General features: G+C 64.5%; 10 protein-coding genes. 7 read left to right on the top strand and 3 right to left on the bottom strand.

The window, feature by feature from the left end:
• Nucleotides 1-200 precede the first annotated feature (200 nt).
• The 5 genes from AC20117_RS07140 to AC20117_RS07120 all read left to right on the top strand — a co-directional run bounded on the left by AC20117_RS07140 (nt 201) and on the right by AC20117_RS07120 (nt 8,303).
• Nucleotides 201-3,920 carry a nitrate reductase subunit alpha gene (locus tag AC20117_RS07140; protein WP_074700316.1) on the top strand — a complete coding sequence of 1,240 codons (3,720 nt, stop codon included), beginning with the start codon at nt 201-203 and terminating at the stop codon, nt 3,918-3,920.
• Nucleotides 3,920-5,710 carry a nitrate reductase subunit beta gene (narH, locus tag AC20117_RS07135; RefSeq protein WP_083339683.1) on the top strand — a complete coding sequence of 597 codons (1,791 nt, stop codon included), beginning with the start codon at nt 3,920-3,922 and terminating at the stop codon, nt 5,708-5,710. The genes AC20117_RS07140 and narH overlap by 1 nt, the downstream gene beginning before the upstream one ends.
• The gene (narJ, locus tag AC20117_RS07130; RefSeq protein WP_074700317.1) at nt 5,707-6,330 is read left to right on the top strand and encodes a nitrate reductase molybdenum cofactor assembly chaperone; all 624 of its coding nucleotides are present in this window, start codon (nt 5,707-5,709) and stop codon (nt 6,328-6,330) included. Before narH ends, narJ begins: the two co-directional genes overlap by 4 nt.
• A complete protein-coding gene (narI, locus tag AC20117_RS07125; protein ID WP_083339684.1) occupies nt 6,327-7,079 on the top strand; it encodes a respiratory nitrate reductase subunit gamma in 753 nt (250 codons plus the stop codon). Before narJ ends, narI begins: the two co-directional genes overlap by 4 nt.
• Nucleotides 7,080-7,151: 72 nt before the next feature.
• Nucleotides 7,152-8,303 (top strand): MFS transporter, encoded by a 1,152-nt coding sequence (locus AC20117_RS07120; RefSeq protein WP_083339945.1) that lies wholly within the window; start codon nt 7,152-7,154, stop codon nt 8,301-8,303.
• Between the two features lie 151 nt (nt 8,304-8,454).
• On the opposite strand, the gene AC20117_RS07115 is transcribed toward AC20117_RS07120, so the two are convergent.
• A complete protein-coding gene (locus AC20117_RS07115) occupies nt 8,455-9,627 on the bottom strand; it encodes a globin domain-containing protein (protein WP_074700320.1) in 1,173 nt (390 codons plus the stop codon).
• Nucleotides 9,628-9,980: 353 nt separating this feature from the next.
• Here AC20117_RS07115 and AC20117_RS07110 point away from each other — a divergent pair, with 353 nt between their 5' ends.
• Entirely contained in the window at nt 9,981-12,653 is a 2,673-nt protein-coding gene (locus tag AC20117_RS07110; RefSeq protein ID WP_074700321.1) for a multicopper oxidase domain-containing protein, read from the top strand.
• Between the two features lie 95 nt (nt 12,654-12,748).
• Here AC20117_RS07110 and AC20117_RS07105 read toward each other — a convergent pair whose 3' ends face one another.
• Nucleotides 12,749-14,416 (bottom strand): SulP family inorganic anion transporter, encoded by a 1,668-nt coding sequence (locus tag AC20117_RS07105; RefSeq protein WP_074700322.1) that lies wholly within the window; start codon nt 14,414-14,416, stop codon nt 12,749-12,751.
• Nucleotides 14,413-14,790, bottom strand: a complete 378-nt coding sequence (locus tag AC20117_RS07100) for an ArsR/SmtB family transcription factor (protein ID WP_074700323.1) — start codon at nt 14,788-14,790, stop codon at nt 14,413-14,415. Before AC20117_RS07100 ends, AC20117_RS07105 begins: the two co-directional genes overlap by 4 nt.
• 278 nt (nt 14,791-15,068) lie before the next feature.
• Here AC20117_RS07100 and AC20117_RS07095 point away from each other — a divergent pair, with 278 nt between their 5' ends.
• Nucleotides 15,069-16,244 (top strand): ATP-binding protein, encoded by a 1,176-nt coding sequence (locus AC20117_RS07095; RefSeq protein WP_074700324.1) that lies wholly within the window; start codon nt 15,069-15,071, stop codon nt 16,242-16,244.
• The last annotated feature ends 2 nt before the right edge of the window (nt 16,245-16,246 follow it).

Raw genomic sequence — 16,246 nt, 5'->3', positions numbered from 1 at the left:
CATTATTTCCTGCCGTCAGGTGGACGTGGTTTGAGCGGCCTGCTGTTCAATCAGGCGGCCGCAGTTCAGTTCGTTGCCGTTCCCACCGTCCTTGGCGCCACGCTTCGGGGTCAGCAAGTAAAGGGGCGGATATCGGAAGTTAATTTTGTCTGCACCTTCAGGCTATGGTCATCGTCCCATTCGTTTCGTAGGGTGAAGCCATGGCAGCCGGACCGATCAAACCTGGAACCGATGGCAGCGCCTCCGACGCAATGTTGGCAGTGGGGCGGTTTTTCACGCGCTGGGAACAGAGCGATGACGGACGCGCCGTGTACCGAGAAGGCGGGCGGAAGGGTGATGTTTTCTACCGCGACCGCTGGAGCCACGACAAGGTAGTCCGCTCCACGCACGGGGTGAACTGCACCGGATCGTGCTCCTGGAAGGTGTATGTCAAGGACGGCATCATCACCTGGGAGTCGCAGCAAACGGATTATCCTTCCGTGGGCAATGACCGCCCGGAATACGAGCCCCGGGGCTGTCCCCGCGGCGCGGCGTTCTCCTGGTACACGTACTCGCCCACCCGCGTGCGCTACCCGTATGCCCGCGGCGTGCTGCTCGAGCTGTACCGTGAGGCGAAGTCACGGCTGAAGGACCCGGTCCTCGCGTGGGCCGACGTCGTCGGCGATCCGGTGCGCCGGAAGAAGTACCAGCAGGCCCGCGGCAAGGGCGGCCTGGTCCGGGTGTCGTGGCAGGAATCCATCGAGATGGCTGCCGCCGCGCATGTCCACACCATCAAGACGTACGGGCCGGACCGGGTCGCGGGTTTCTCGCCCATTCCGGCGATGTCCATGGTCAGCCATGCGGTGGGTACGCGGTTCATCCAGCTGATCGGCGGGGTGATGACTTCGTTCTACGACTGGTACGCCGATCTGCCCGTGGCCAGCCCGCAGGTCTTCGGTGACCAGACGGACGTGCCCGAGTCCGGTGACTGGTGGGATTCGACGTACCTGATGATGTGGGGCTCCAATGTGCCGGTCACCAGGACGCCGGATGCGCATTGGATGGCGGAGGTCCGTTACCGGGGCACCAAGGTGGTTACGGTCAGCCCGGACTATGCGGACAACACCAAGTTCGCGGATGACTGGCTGCCCGCCCAAGCCGGCACGGACGCAGCACTGGCCATGGCGATGGGGCACGTGATACTCAAGGAATTTTTCGTTGAGCGTCACGTGCCTTTTTTCACGGACTACGTCAAGCAGTACACGGACCTGCCGTTCCTGATCACGCTCACGCCCTCGCCGGACGGCTCGTCGCTGGTCCCGGGCAAATTCCTGACCTCGGCCGATCTGCCGGAACTGGCAGGCAGCGAGGACGCCGAGTGGAAGACGGTGCTGCTCGACGAGGTCACGGATAAGCCGGTCGTCCCCAACGGATCGATGGGCTTCCGCTACAGCGAGTCCGGCAAGGGCAAATGGAATCTGGAACTCGGCGATGTCAAACCCCGGCTGAGCCTGTACGGGTCCGGCGGCGAGAACGCCGAGGTCCAGCTGCCGTGTTTTGAAGCGCCGGACGGCTCCGGTTCGGTTCTGCGCCGCGGCGTGCCGGTGCGCCGCATCGGCGGCAAACTGGTCACCACCGTCTTCGATCTGATGCTGGCCCAGTACGGTGTCGGCCGCGACGGCCTGCCGGGCGAATGGGCAGGAGAGTACGACGACGGCGCCACGCCTTACACCCCGGCGTGGCAGGAAGCCATTACTTCCGTTCCGGCCAGGATGTGCATCAAGATCGCCCGGGAATTCGCCCGGAACGCGGAGCAGTCCGGCGGCCGGTCGATGATCATCATGGGCGCCGGAATCTGCCAGTGGTTCCACGGGGACGCGACCTACCGGTCCATCCTGTCACTGCTCCTGCTGACCGGTGCGATGGGCCGCAACGGCGGTGGCTGGGCCCATTACGTCGGGCAGGAAAAGACCCGCCCGATTACCGGCTGGGTTTCCTTGGCCAACGCCCTGGACTGGTCCCGCCCGCCGCGGACGATGACCGGAACCTCGTACTGGTACATGCACACCGGGCAGTGGCGCAATGACGGCTACTCGGCGGACTCGCTGAGTTCACCGCTGGCCGAGGGCCACCTCAAGGGCATGCATACTGCGGACACCATCTCGAAGTCCGCGCGGCTGGGCTGGATGCCGTTCTACCCCCAGTTCGACAAGAACCCGCTGGACCTGGCGGCCGAAGCCGAGCAGGCGGTAGAAGACGGCCAGGCCGCCAATGCCGCCGGCTACGTGGCCAACCGGCTGAAAGAGGGAACGCTCAATCCGGCCATTGAAGACGTGGATGCACCGCAGAACTGGCCGCGGACGCTGATGCTGTGGCGCTCAAACCTGATGGGCTCATCGGCGAAGGGCAATGAGTATTTTCTGAAGAACCTGCTGGGCACCCACCACAATGTCATGGGCAACGCCGCCGAGGCCTCGATGACGCGTCCCGACGAAGTCAAATGGCACGAGGAGACTCCCGAGGGCAAACTGGATCTGCTCGTCTCCGCCGACTTCAGGATGACGTCGACCACCCTGCTGTCCGACATCGTGTTCCCCGCTGCCACCTGGTACGAGAAGCATGATCTGTCCTCCACGGACATGCACCCGTTTGTCCATGCCTTCACCCCTGCCATCGATCCACCGTGGGAGGCCAAGTCCGACTTTGAGATGTTCCACCAGTTGGCGGAAGAGTTCTCCCGCCAGGCAAAGACCCACCTCGGAGTGCGCAAGGATCTGGTCAGTGTTCCGTTGCAGCATGACACCGCCGGACAGATCGCCCAGCCCGGAGGAGTGGTCAGGGACTGGCGGGACGGGACCACCCCGGCCGTGCCGGGGAAGACCATGCCCGTCTTCACCGTCGTCGAACGCGATTACACGGCCATCGCGGACAAGCTGGCCGCCGTCGGCCCGCTGGCCGACAAGCTGGGCTTTACCGTCAAGAACATCAACTACAAGCTGGACCATGCCCTGGACTGGCTCGCCAAGAAGAACGGGGTGATGCTGGGTGGTTCGGCCGACGGGCGGCCGGCCATCGAGACCGATGCCAAGCTCGCGGAAGCCATTCTGACCTTCTCCGGAACCACCAACGGCGAGCTGGCAGTCCACGGGTTCCGGGAGCTGGAGAAACAGACGGGCCGCGACCTGGTCGACCTGGCCCTGGGTTCGGAAGAGAAACACATTACCTTTACGGACACGCAATCCGCGCCGGTGCCCGTGATTACCTCGCCGGAGTGGTCCGGCTCCGAAACCGGTGGCCGCCGGTACGCGCCGTTCACCACGAACATCGAACGGCTCAAGCCCTTCCACACGCTCACCGGCAGGATGCACTTCTTCCTGGACCACGACTGGCTGCGGGATCTCGGCGAGGCATTGCCGATCTACCGGCCGCCGCTGGACATGCACCGGCTGTTCGGCGAACCCCGCCTGGGGCAGGACGGATCGGCCGAGATCACCGTCAGGTACCTGACCCCGCACAACAAATGGTCCATCCACTCGGAGTACCAGGACAACCTGTTCATGCTCTCGCTCTCCCGCGGCGGGCCAACCTGCTGGATCAGCAAGGAAGACGCCGCGGCCATCAATGTCATAGACAACGACTGGGTCGAGTGCGTTAATGCCAACGGCGTCTATGTCTGCCGGGCCATCGTCAGCCACCGGATGCCCGCGGGGGTGGTGTTCGTGCACCATGCCCAGGAACGGACCATCGACGTGCCGAAGTCGGAGGCCACGGGACGTCGCGGCGGTATCCACAACTCCAACACGCGGCTGCTGGTCAAGCCCACGCATCTGATCGGGGGGTACGGCCAGCTCGCTTATGCCTTCAACTACCTTGGCCCTACCGGGAACCAGCGGGACATGGTCACGACAATCCGCAAGCGTTCGCAGGAGGTCAGGTACTGATGAAAGTCATGGCTCAAGTGGGCATGGTGATGAACCTCGACAAATGCATCGGTTGCCACACCTGCTCGGTGACGTGCAAGCAGGCGTGGACCAACCGCGCCGGCACCGAGTACGTCTGGTTCAACAACGTCGAGACGCGGCCGGGCCAGGGTTACCCGCGCCGCTACGAGGACCAGGAGAAATGGCGCGGCGGCTGGGAGCTGAACCGGTGGGGACGCCTCAAGCTCAAGGGCGGCGGCCGGCTCAAGAAGCTGTTCGGCATCTTTGCCAGCCCCGTCCAGCCCGAACTGGACGACTACTACGAGCCCTGGACCTACGACTACGAAACGCTCACCGATGCCCCGCTCGGCGACGACTTCCCGGTGGCCAGGCCCAAGTCGCTCATCACCGGCAAGGACATGAAGGTCGAGTGGTCCGCGAACTGGGACGACAACCTGGGCGGCACCTCGCAGCTGGGCCATCTGGATCCCATCGTCGAGAAGATCCGCAAGGAGTCCGAGGAGAAGATCAAGTTCGAGTTCGAGCAGACGTTCATGTTCTATCTGCCCCGGATCTGCGAACACTGCCTCAACCCGTCCTGCATGGCCTCCTGCCCGTCCGGCGCCATCTATAAGCGCGAAGAAGACGGCATCGTCCTGGTGGATCAGGACCGCTGCCGCGGCTGGCGGCAGTGCATCACGGGCTGCCCGTACAAGAAGATGTACTTCAACCACAAGACCGGCAAAGCCGAAAAATGTACCTTCTGCTACCCGCGCATCGAGGTGGGCATCCCGACCGTCTGTTCCGAAACCTGCGTGGGACGGCTGCGCTACATCGGCATCTTCCTCTACGACGCGGACCGGGTAACCGAGGCCGCGTCCATCGAAGATGAAAAGGAGCTCTACCAGGCCCAGCTGGACCTCATGCTGGATCCCAACGACCCCGAAGTCGTCGCCGGAGCCCGCGCCGAGGGCATCCCGGAGGACTGGATGGACGCCGCGCGGCGCTCACCGGTCTACAACATGGCCAAGGTCTACAAGGTCGCACTGCCGCTCCACCCGGAGTACCGCACCATGCCAATGGTCTGGTACGTGCCCCCGCTGTCCCCGGTTGTCGATCTGCTCAGCGAGCAGGGCCACGACGCCGAGGACGCCGGGAACCTGTTCGGCGCCATCGAATCGCTGCGCATCCCGGTTGAGTATCTGGCGGAGCTCTTCACCGCCGGGGACACCGAGATTGTCACCGGTGTACTCCGAAAGCTCGCCGCCATGCGTTCCTTCATGCGCGGTATCAGCCTGGGCAACGACCCGGACGATTCAATACCGGAAGCCGTCGGTATGGAGCCCGAGGCCATGTACGAGATGTACCGGCTGATGGCGATTGCCAAATACAACGAACGCTACGTCATCCCCAAGGCCCACGTTGAACAGGCGCACAATCTCGAAGAGATGGGCTGCTCGCTGGATTTCGACGACGGACCGGGCATGTATCCCTCCGATCCCTTCGGCGAAGCCAGCGGCAAGCCCACACCCGTGGCAGTGGAGAACTTCTACGCACTCAAACAGCGGCAGACCACCGATGGCCAGACGGAACCAGGGGAATTGCGGGGACGGGTCAACCTGCTCAACTGGGACGGCCGCGGTGTCCCGCGCGGGCTATTCCCAAAAAGCGAAGACAATCCGCAAATGTCACCCGACTCTCCTGCCCACGGCGGCGGCGCAGCAGGTCCCGGGCCGGACTACGGGGGTCCCAGCTCCCAGGCCGGACCAAGCGGAAACCCGCTGGAGAGCCAACCACCCCGGGAGCCATGATGCAGCGGCAGCGGGTAACCTACCTGGCCGCGTCCTGGTGCCTGGGGTACCCGGACGAGGAACTGCTGGAACGAATGCCCCTGATACGGTCCGCGCTGGCCGAGTTCAACGGGCTTGACCGCTCGTTCGGCGACGTCCTGAACGCCCTGACCGCCAAACCGCTTGCCGAAGTGCAGGCCTGGTACGTTCAGGAATTTGACCTCAGCAAGAGGCACGCCTTGCACCTTTCCTACTGGACCGACGGCGATACGCGCCGCCGCGGCGAGGTCCTGATCGGCTTCAAGCAGGTCTACCGGAACAGCGGAATGCTGGTCAATACACACGGCGAACTGCCCGATTACCTGCCGATGGTCCTGGAATTCGCGGCAACGGTGGACCTGGCAGCCGGGCGGGAACTGCTGACCAGGTACCGGCCCAGTCTCGAGATGCTGCGCCTGGCGCTGGTCGACGACAGCCTCCCGCACGCACAGGTCCTGCAAGCTATCTGCGACACCCTGCCGGGAGCCTCGCCGACCGACCGGCAGCAAGTGATGAAGATGGCCGGTTACGGCCCGCCCACGGAAAGCGTGGGCCTGGAACCGTACGATCCGCGTTTGCTGCCGATGCAGGGAGGACAATGATGGACATTCTGCTCTGGGGCGTGCTGCCCTACGTCATGGTCGCCATCCTCGTCGGCGGCAGTATCTGGCGGTACAAATATGACCAGTTCGGCTGGACCACACGCTCCTCGCAGCTCTACGAATCGAAGCTGCTGCGCATCGGCTCGCCGATCTTCCATTTCGGTATCCTCGCGGTCATCGCCGGGCACTTCTTCGGCCTGGTCATTCCGAAGTCCTGGACCGAAGCAGTCGGCATGAGCCAGGACTTCTACCACTTCAATGCACTCTTTGTCGGCGGCATCGCAGGGATTGGCACCCTGGGCGGCATCATCCTTCTGATCATCCGCCGCCGCACGACGGGGCCGGTCTTCATGGCCACCACCAAGAACGACAAGCTGATGTATGTGGTGCTGGTAGCGGCGATAGTGTTCGGGCTCTGGACAACGCTGGCCAGCGTCTTCCTGGGCGGCCACGGCCACAACTACCGCGAAACTGTCTCGCCGTGGTTCCGGTCCCTGTTCATCTTCCAACCGGACATCGCCTCCATGGCAGCCGCTCCGTTCTCCTTCCACCTGCACACCCTGGTGGGGATGCTGCTGTTCTGCATCTGGCCGTTCACCCGGCTGGTGCATGCGTTCACGGCGCCCCTGCACTACCTGTTCCGGCCCTACATCGTCTACCGCAGCCGCGACGTCGGCACGGCCCCCGGGAGCCGGGCGCGGCAGCCGGGCTGGCAGCCGGTAGGCACCCGGGACCGCGAGCGGAAGTAGAAAGGAATTCCGGTGGAAAAAGGCGCCCCGGGCCAGACCCGAAACCTTGTCCTTGCCACGCTCGCCTCGGTCATGGCGTTCTGGGCCTGGACCATCATCGCCCCGCTCAGCGCGAGCTACACCCAGCAAATGGACCTCAGCTCCACCCAGACGTCCATCGTCGTCGCGATGCCCGTCTTCGTCGGCTCGCTCGGCCGGATCGTCATGGGAGCGCTGACGGACCGCTTTGGCGGACGGGTGATGTTCACGGCGGTCCTGCTCGCTACGACCCCGGCAGTTCTGCTGGTCTCGCTGGCCGGTGTCCTGCAGTCCTACCTGCTGCTGGTCATTTTCGCCTTCCTGCTCGGCGTGGCCGGCACCATCTTCGCCGTCGGAATTCCCTTTGTCAGCCCGTGGTTCGAGGCATCACGACGCGGCTTCGCTACGGGTGTATTCGGTGCGGGCATGGGCGGCACGGCGCTGGCCGCATTCCTGACCCCGCGCCTGGTGGGCTGGATCGGCTACTTTCCCACACACCTGCTGGTCGCGGTCCTGCTGGTGGCGGTGGCCGCCGTCGTATGGTTCTTCCTGCGGGAAGCCCCCGGCTGGACACCGAACACTAATCCTGTTGTGCCCAAGCTGCTGGCAGCCGCCAAGCTCAAAGTGACCTGGCAGATGTGCTTCCTTTACGCCGTGGTCTTCGGCGGCTTTGTCTCGTTCAGCAACTACCTGCCGACCTACCTCCGGGACATCTACGAGATGGACCCGACGGGCGCCGGCACGCGCACGGCCGGGTTCGCGCTGGCGGCCGTGCTGGCACGGCCGGTCGGCGGCATCCTGGCCGACAAGATCGGCTCCAAACCCGTCGTGCTGGTGTCCCTGGCAGCGGTGGCGGTACTGGCCTTCGTCGTCAACCTGCGGCCCGACGGCGAAATCCCCGCCGGCCTGACGTTCCTGGGCATGGCCTCTGCCCTCGGGCTGGGCACCGGCGGTGTCTTTGCCTGGGTCGGAACCAGTTCCCCTCCCGAACGGGTAGGCTCCGTGACCGGTATCGTGAGCGCGGCCGGCGGACTGGGCGGCTACTTCCCGCCGCTGGTCATGGGCGCCACCTACAACGCCGAGGACAACAGCTACGCCATCGGACTGCTCCTGCTCGCGGCCACGGCCCTGATAGCGCTGATCTACACCTGGCTCTACCTCAAACGGCAGCCATCCCGGCGTGCCGCGGAGACCGAGGCAATCTAACGGGCGTCCCCAAAGGCTGATGTTGTTGACCGCGCACCTGCGCGGATCGGCCCCTTCGAAGGGCCGGGCCGTCACGGAGGGTCTGGCCGCCCGGCCACCAGCTGGAAGGGTTGGCGACTGTCCGGTATCGGCAGAATAAAACCGCCCGGCCCTAGCTGGCGGAGGCGAGCCAGAGGTCCGGGCCGAAGACCTCGTAATGGATTTTGGTGGCGGGGATGCCTGCGTCGATCGCCTGGCTGCGGATGGACTTCATGAACGGCAGCGGGCCGCAGACGTAGACGGAGGCATCGGCCGGAAGCTCGACGTCCTGCAGGGACATGAAGCCCGTGCTGGCGCCTTCGGCCGGTTCTTCGAGCCACAGCTTGAGGTTGGCGCCGTCGAGCTTTTCGATGTCGTTGATTATCTGGTCGCGGAGGGCCCAGGCTTCCAGGTTCTTTTCCGCGTGCAGCACCATGACTTCGCGGCTGGAACCCTGCCGGACCAGGGAGCGCAGCGCGGATGCGGAGGGGGTGCAGCCGATGCCTGCCGTCGCGAAGACCACCGGAGTGTCGCCCTCCTCCAAGGTGACGTCACCGTAGGGATTGGAAAGCTCGAGGACATCGCCGACCTGGACGTTCCGGTGCAGCACGGGGGAGACCTCGCCGCCGTCGTCGAGCTTGGTGGTGAAGACGCGGCGGTCGGTGGAGTCGACGTCGGCGGAGAGCGAGTACTGGCGGACCTGGCGCAGGCCGTCGGGCAACTGGACCTTGACGCTGACGAACTGGCCGGGGCGGGCGAGAGTGACCGGGGTGTCGTCCGCCGGCTCGAGGACGAACGTCATGGCGCCGGTGCCGGCCGGGTTCTTCTCCACGACCTTCCACGGCATCCACATCTTGTCATTGGCCTGCCGGGCGTAGAGGCCCTTTTCGATCTTGATCAGTGCGTTGGCCATCAGCCAGTAGACCTCGGTCCACGCTTCGGCGATCTCGGCGGTGATGACATCGGCCAGCTCTTCGGCGATGGCTTCGAAGAGGTACTTGTAGACGATGTCGTACTGGTCTTCGGTGATGCCCAGCGAGGTGTGCTTGTTGGCGATGCGGCTGAGCATGGTCTCGGGAATCAGATCCGGGTTGGCGACCAGGGCGGAGGCGAAGGCCGCGATGGAGCCGGCCAGGGCCTTCTGCTGCTCCCCGTTGCGCTGGTTGGCGCTGCTGAAAAGCCCGTCAAGGAGTTCCGGATGCGCCGCGAACAGGCGGCTGTAAAAGTTCGGCGTAATGCTCCCCAACCGCTCGCCCACCAGGGGGAGGGTGGCTTCAATGATGGGGCGTGATTTCTCCGAGAGCATCGTTACTCCTTGGGTCAGAAGGTGGCTGATGCCTCAAAAGTAGCATTCGATATACTGGTTTAAATCCACATTTCTACACACCGTAGAAAGTTGCCTGATTTTCCGCGGCCCATTCGGCCGTGGTGTGTTTGATATCACAGTAGGGATCGATCTGGTTTGATAATGCATGCAGGCAGTTCCATCACGGCTGCAGGCCCTGCGGCTTTCGCCGGAAGGGGTTACGCGGGTGGCGAGGGGTCCCCGCCCTCGCCGCAGCAAGCCTCCTCGGAGCCGCGGCCACGTCGATGGCCACGACGACGGCGTGCCTTAACGAAACCGGCCCCACTGAATTCCAGTAGAAGAGCAAAATCCCTATGACAACGAAAGCGGCAGGGCAAACCCTCCGGCCGGCGCGCCGGTCCTCATGGCACCGCAAGGCCAGCCTTCCGGTCACCGTGTGGTTTGTGCTGCTCGTTGTCCTGGCGTTCGCGCATCCATTCGTCCCCGAATCGCGGTGGCTGCTGGTCCACATGTTCACGCTGGGCATGGTGACCAACTCCATCCTGGTCTGGAGCCAGCACTTTACCGAGGCGCTGCTGAAGAACCGCCTGCCGGATACGGCGCGGGCTATGCAGCTGTGGCGCATCCGGACCTTGAACGCCGGGATCGTAGTGACCATTGCCGGCATTCTGTCCGGCATCTGGCTCCTGACATTGATCGGCGCCGTAGTGGTGGGCGGTTCGGTTGCCTGGCATGCCGTGCATCTGATGCTGCAACTGCGCCGCGCGCTGCCATCACGGTTCGCCACCACGGTGAAGTTCTATATAGCAGCCGCGTTGCTGCTGCCGGCCGGGGCCGCTTTCGGGGCGGCACTGGCCTACGGATTGAACGACGCGGCCCATGCCCGCCTCCTGCTGGCACACCAGGTGACCAATCTGCTCGGCTTCGTCGGACTGACGGTGATCGGAACCCTGATCACGCTCTGGCCTACCATTCTGCATACCCGGATGCCCGCCGGGATGGACCTGGCCGGTTGGCGCAGCCTGGTTGCCATGGGCGCCGGACTGGCGGTTTCGGTACTCGGGGCGCTGGCCGGGCTGGCTCCGGCCGCAGCCATCGGTGTCCTGCTTTACCTGGCCGGGGTGGCCTACATCGGCGTGTACTTTATCCGCTGTGCCCTGGCGAAGCGGCCGGACGATTTCCCCGGCTTTTCGGTCGGCGCCGGACTGTTGTGGCTGGGTGGATCGCTGATCGCGCTCTTCGCGATGCTGGTCTCCGGACCGCTGGACCCGCATCGGTTGGAAGAGCTGACCGCGCCGTTCGCCGCCGGGTTCGTGGCCCAGGTGCTGCTGGGCGTGATGGGCTACCTGATGCCTGCCGTGATGGGCGGAGGCCCTGCGGCGGTCAAGGCAGCCGGCGCGCAGATGAGCAAATTCGCGATGCTGCGCATCGCCGTCGTGAATTTTGGTTTGCTGCTCTGCGTGCTGCCGGTGCCCAGCTGGGTGCGGGTCATCGTATCCGTGCTGGTGCTGTTGGCGTTCGCCTCGTTCCTGCCGCTGATGTTCCGGGCCGTGAAAGCCTCTGTTGCGGGGCGGAAGGCGCTGGCGGCCAACGGCGGCAAGCCGCTGCCGCTGCAGGTCGGGGCAGCGCCCCGGCCGAAGAACCACCTTGCCTGGGGCGCCGCCGGGGTGATCCTGGTGCTGCTCGGCGCGGCCGGCGGTGTGGCCCTGGACCCGGCAGCGCTGTCCGGTTCCACCGCTCCAGCCTCCGCAGTTGAACCTACCGGCGAGACCACTACGGTCCGGGTCTCGGCCAACAATATGCGCTTCTCACCCGCATCCGTGGATGTCCCCGAGGGCAACCGGCTGGTCATCGAACTGACCAACGAGGATCCCACCACGGTGCATGACCTGCGGCTGGCCACGGGGCAGGAATCCGGCCGGCTCTACCCGGGCGAATCCGCCACCCTCGACGCGGGCATCATCGGCACGGACACAGAAGGCTGGTGCACCGTGGTGGGCCACCGCAGCCAGGGCATGGTCTTTCAGATCAAGGTGACCGGCTCCGCCGAGGCCGGGAGCGCGGCGGATGCTGGAATCGCGGCGCAGGTTCCGGCCGACGGCCATGCAAACCACATGAACAACGACGACGGCACGGGCGTTGCCGCAGACGTGCTGGATTTCCATGCCCCGCCGGGCCAGGACTTCGAGCCGCGTGCAGCAGAGCTGGCGCCGGCTGCGCCTCGCAGCACGCACCAGCTGACCCTCAACGTCGAGGAACTGGCGCAGGAGGTGGCTCCCGGCATCGTGCAGCAGGCCTGGACCTTCAACGGCCGCGTCATGGGGCCGACGCTGCGGGGCAAGGTCGGCGACAGATTCGAAATCACGCTGGTCAACAACGGAACCATGGGCCACTCGGTGGACTTCCATGCCGGTGCTGTTTCCCCGGACGAGCCCATGCGGACCATTCCGCCGGGCGAATCGCTGGTGTACGAGTTCACGGCAGAGCGTTCCGGCATCTGGCTCTACCACTGCGGCACCATGCCGATGTCTGCGCACATAGCCTCCGGCCTGTTCGGCGCGGTGATCATCGACCCGGCAGACCTGCCGGCGGTAGACAAGGAGTTCCTGCTGGTCCAGTCCGAGGCCTATCTCGGTGAGCAGGCCGGGCCGGTAAACGTGGACAAGATTGCTGCAGACGATCCGGACATCGTGATGTTCAACGGCCACGCCACGCAATACATGCACCACCCACTGAAGGTGAAGGCCGGGGAGCGCCTGCGTATCTGGCTGCTGGCCGCAGGTCCTTCCCGCGGCACCAGCTTCCATGTAGTGGGCGGGCAGTTCGACACCGTGTTCAAGGAAGGCGCCTACCTGCTGGAGCCGGACAACGCCGAACGGGGCGGGGCGCAGGCCCTTGACCTGGCGGCCGCGCAAGGCGGATTCGTCGAGCTCGGGTTCGCGGAGGCCGGCCGATACACGTTCGTCAACCATGCCTTCGTGGACGCCGAACGCGGGGCGACGGGCGTCATTGAAGTAGCCGACTAGCTGGAAGAATAGCGGTGCACTGCTCCAGCTCCCTGTCTCTCTACCGGGAACACCTCCGGCGGACGCTTCTTATCTGGCCCTTCAGATCAACGCCACTATGACATGCCTCGAGTTCTAGCGGTCGTTGTTTGCTGCCGGGCACGTGAGACGTGGCTGCGCGCGTGTTCCACGGCCGGTTCCAGCTCTGCGAACAGGTGTTTGTGGTGGCGCAATGATTCCAGTACGCCCACGTGTGTTGCCAGCTTCAGGTGCCGCTCCTGGATCCCTTTGATGAGGACCGTGATCCCGCGGCGTTCCAGGGCGGTCACGAGCTCGGCGATAACCCTTGCCCCGGTGGCATCGAGGATCTGCAGCTGGGACATCCGGATAATGACCACGTGGACACTGCGGATGGCGCTCACCCGTTCCAGCACGCGCTCGGAAGCCCCGAAGAACAAGGCGCCGTCAAGGCGGAAGAGGGCAATCTGTTCGTCCCCGTCCTGTGCCGGGCCGGGAAGTTCCTCGCGGTGCACGCCGCTGGCCTTGACCAGGGAGCGCAGGGCGAAGAAGGCAGCGACGACGATACCGATTTCCACCGCCTGGATCAGGTCAAAGGACACCGTAATGACGGCGGTGACGAAGAAGGTGACGGTATCGGCGCGGGTGGAGCCGATGACGCTGCGCAGGGTCGCCGGGGAGATCATCCGGAAAGCGGTCACCATCAACACACCGGAAAGTGCTGCCAGCGGGATCTGTCCCACCGGCCCGGTGGCCAGGTAGACGACGCCGAGGAGCACCAGCGCGTGCACGATCGTGGAAGCGCGGGTCTTTGCGCCGGCCCTGATGTTGACGGCGGTCCGGGCGATGGCCCCGGTTGCCGGCATGCCTCCGAAGAAGCCCGATGCCACCGATGCCAAGCCCTGACCCACCAGCTCGCGGTCCGGATCGTAGGGACCGGTATCCGAGATGGACGCGGCCACGCGCGCCGACAGCAGTGACTCGATGGCGGCCAGCGCCGCGATGGTCAGGGCCGGGCCAAGCAGCGCCGTGACGAGACCCGGATCGAAGTAAGGAACGGATGGTGCCGGCAGCGAGCTGGGCAGGTCGCCGATCCTCGTAACGGGGAGCCCGGCCAAACCTGCAACCAACGTGGCAACAATGATGCCGATGATGGACCCGGGCAGCTGCGGATGGATCTTCGGGGCGGCCAGCATGATCGCGGCGACAATCAGGACCAGGACAAGGGGCCAGAAAAGGGTGGAGAAGTCCGTGTTCCGCAGCGATTGGAACGCAGCGACGGCGGCATTGGTGCTGTCACCGGCCGGCACACCGAAGGCGGCGGGGACCTGCTGCAGGAAGATGATGATGGCGATGCCGAGGGTGAAACCCTCAATCACTGGCCACGGAATGTAGCCGACCGCGCGGCCGAGTTTCAGGGCGCCCGCGGCCAGCACGATGACGCCGGCCATAATCGTCACGAGGGCCAGGGACTGCATGCCGTGCAGGGCAATAACCGGTGCGAGCACCACCACCATTGCACCGGTGGGGCCGGAGACCTGGACATTGGAGCCACCAAAAACAGCGGCCACAACCCCGGCCACGATGGCCGTGATCAATCCTGCGGCCGCGCCGGCTCCCGAACTGACGCCGAACGCCAGAGCCAGCGGCAGGGCAACGATGCCCACCGTAATGCCGGCAATCAGATCGTTCTTCCAACTGCGCTTCAGCGGGGCATAGTCCGCCGTGCCCGGCAGCAGTTGGCGGGCCGAACGCAGGAGGCTCACGGCCGGTCCTCCGCACTCACGGACATTGCTGGCGCAATGGAGAGTTCAAGATTCTTCTGCGTGGTGGCCAGCACTTCGGTCAGCAGGCTGCGGGCCACCCTGAGCAGGTCGGCGACCTGCGGGTAGGCCAGCCGGTAAAACACCTGCAGGCCACGGCGCTCGGCCACTACCAGATGATGGCGCCGCAGCACGGACAGGTGCTGCGAGAGGTTCGAGGCTTCCTGACCCGTACCGCCAATGAGGTCGGCCACGGAAACCTGCGGCGACTCCGCCAGGAGTTCGAGCACACGGATCCGCACCGGATGGGCCAGGCCTTTGAAGAGGTTCGCCTTGACCTCGTAAAGCGGGGCGTGGAAATCGGGTTGATCTACCATAGGCAGCTTTCACTAATCAATTAATTTAGGTTTCCATCATATAGCAATTCAGATAGCGGGGGCCGCCTTGGTGCAAGAAAGGGTTCTCACGCACCCGACCTGCCCTCACATGACCGACAGGGGTGAGCCGAAGGGAGTGACAGGAGATCAAATTCATAGAACTGCAGGTGGCATGGTCATATGCGCCGCTATCGGCCATTGGGATGCATCGCGCGCAGTGATTGGAAGTTATGGCGGCTTATTGTAAAATTCCAATAAGTGCACATAAACTCCTATACATGGAACCTGCCCTGAACCCTTACAGTCCCGGGTCCGGCCTGCAGCCGGGTTTTCTAGCCGGCCGGCAGGCCGAGATCGACGCTTTCGACTTACTTTTGGTCCGAACCGAGCGGTCCTTCTCCAACCGCGGAATGGTGCTGAGCGGGCTGCGGGGCGTCGGCAAAACAGTGCTGCTTAACCGGCTTCGGGGCCTGGCGCTCCATCATGACTGGCTGACGATCAAGATCGAAGGGCAGCCGGGGGAAGCCGGTGCCGCCGAGGCGCGTAAAACCCTTGCCCGCGAGCTTCAGGTGGCCTCCCGGCGCTACATCGGCCGTGTCGGGCTGGAAAAATTCCGTCAGCTGCTGGGAACAGTCACGTCTTTTACTGCCGGGTTCGGGGTTGAAGGTATTTCGCTCGGGGTGGAGCGGGATCCGGCGCGGGCGGGAACGGGTTTGATCGAAATTGACCTCCGTGACCTGATCGAGGATGTTTCGGCGGCAATGCGAAGCATCCGCAAGGGGTTCATCATCTTTATCGACGAAATGCAGGATCTGGACGAGGACCTGCTCTCTGCTCTCGTCACCTGCCAGCACCATGCCGGGCAGCTGGAGTTGCCCTTCTACATCGTCGGAGCGGGCCTGCCGAATCTGCCCGCCCGTTTGGCTGAGGTCCGCAGCTACGCCGAAAGGCTCTTTGATTTCCGCCTCATCGGGACCTTGGCCGAGGCCGATGCCAGAGAATCTTTCACCGTTCCGGCCAAGCAAGTGGGCGCCGAGTACGGCAGCAAAGCCCTGGACATCCTGGTAGACGTTACGGGCCGTTACCCGTATTTCATCCAGGAATTCGGCAGCGCCATGTGGGAAGTGGCCCAAGCCTCGCCCTTCACCGAAGAGGACGCCCAAGCGGCGGCAACCATCGGTCTGCAGCGGCTGGACTCCGGGTTCTTCCCCTCGCGCTGGGACCGGGCAACCCCGCGGGAACGCGAATACCTGGCGACCATGGCCCTCGACGGAGACCAGGGGTCATCAACCGGAGAGATCGCACAACGCCTGAGTGCCAAGGCCACCAGCCTGGCGCCTACACGGGGCCAGCTGATCGCCAAGGGCCTGATCTACTCCTCCGAGTACGGGAAAGTCGCCTTCACCGTCCCAGGGATGGCGGATTTCATCAAGCGACAGCACCACGAGATCTGATC

The sequence above is a fragment of the Arthrobacter crystallopoietes genome, assembly GCF_002849715.1.
GTDB lineage: Bacteria > Actinomycetota > Actinomycetes > Actinomycetales > Micrococcaceae > Crystallibacter > Crystallibacter crystallopoietes.
The sequence above is the reverse complement of the archived record's forward strand: the minus strand, read 5'-3'. Positions and strand labels throughout refer to the sequence as shown.

Bases quoted from the DNA above. Each gene is read 5' to 3' on its own strand.
- AC20117_RS07140 (WP_074700316.1), top strand. From the start codon at position 201: ATGGCAGCCGGACCGATCAAACCTGGAACCGATGGCAGCGCCTCCGAC.
- narH (WP_083339683.1), top strand. From the start codon at position 3,920: ATGAAAGTCATGGCTCAAGTGGGCATGGTGATGAACCTCGACAAATGC.
- narJ (WP_074700317.1), top strand. From the start codon at position 5,707: ATGATGCAGCGGCAGCGGGTAACCTACCTGGCCGCGTCCTGGTGCCTG.
- narI (WP_083339684.1), top strand. From the start codon at position 6,327: ATGATGGACATTCTGCTCTGGGGCGTGCTGCCCTACGTCATGGTCGCC.
- AC20117_RS07120 (WP_083339945.1), top strand. From the start codon at position 7,152: ATGGCGTTCTGGGCCTGGACCATCATCGCCCCGCTCAGCGCGAGCTAC.
- AC20117_RS07115 (WP_074700320.1), bottom strand. From the start codon at position 9,627: ATGCTCTCGGAGAAATCACGCCCCATCATTGAAGCCACCCTCCCCCTG.
- AC20117_RS07110 (WP_074700321.1), top strand. From the start codon at position 9,981: ATGACAACGAAAGCGGCAGGGCAAACCCTCCGGCCGGCGCGCCGGTCC.
- AC20117_RS07100 (WP_074700323.1), bottom strand. From the start codon at position 14,790: ATGGTAGATCAACCCGATTTCCACGCCCCGCTTTACGAGGTCAAGGCG.
- AC20117_RS07095 (WP_074700324.1), top strand. From the start codon at position 15,069: ATGGAACCTGCCCTGAACCCTTACAGTCCCGGGTCCGGCCTGCAGCCG.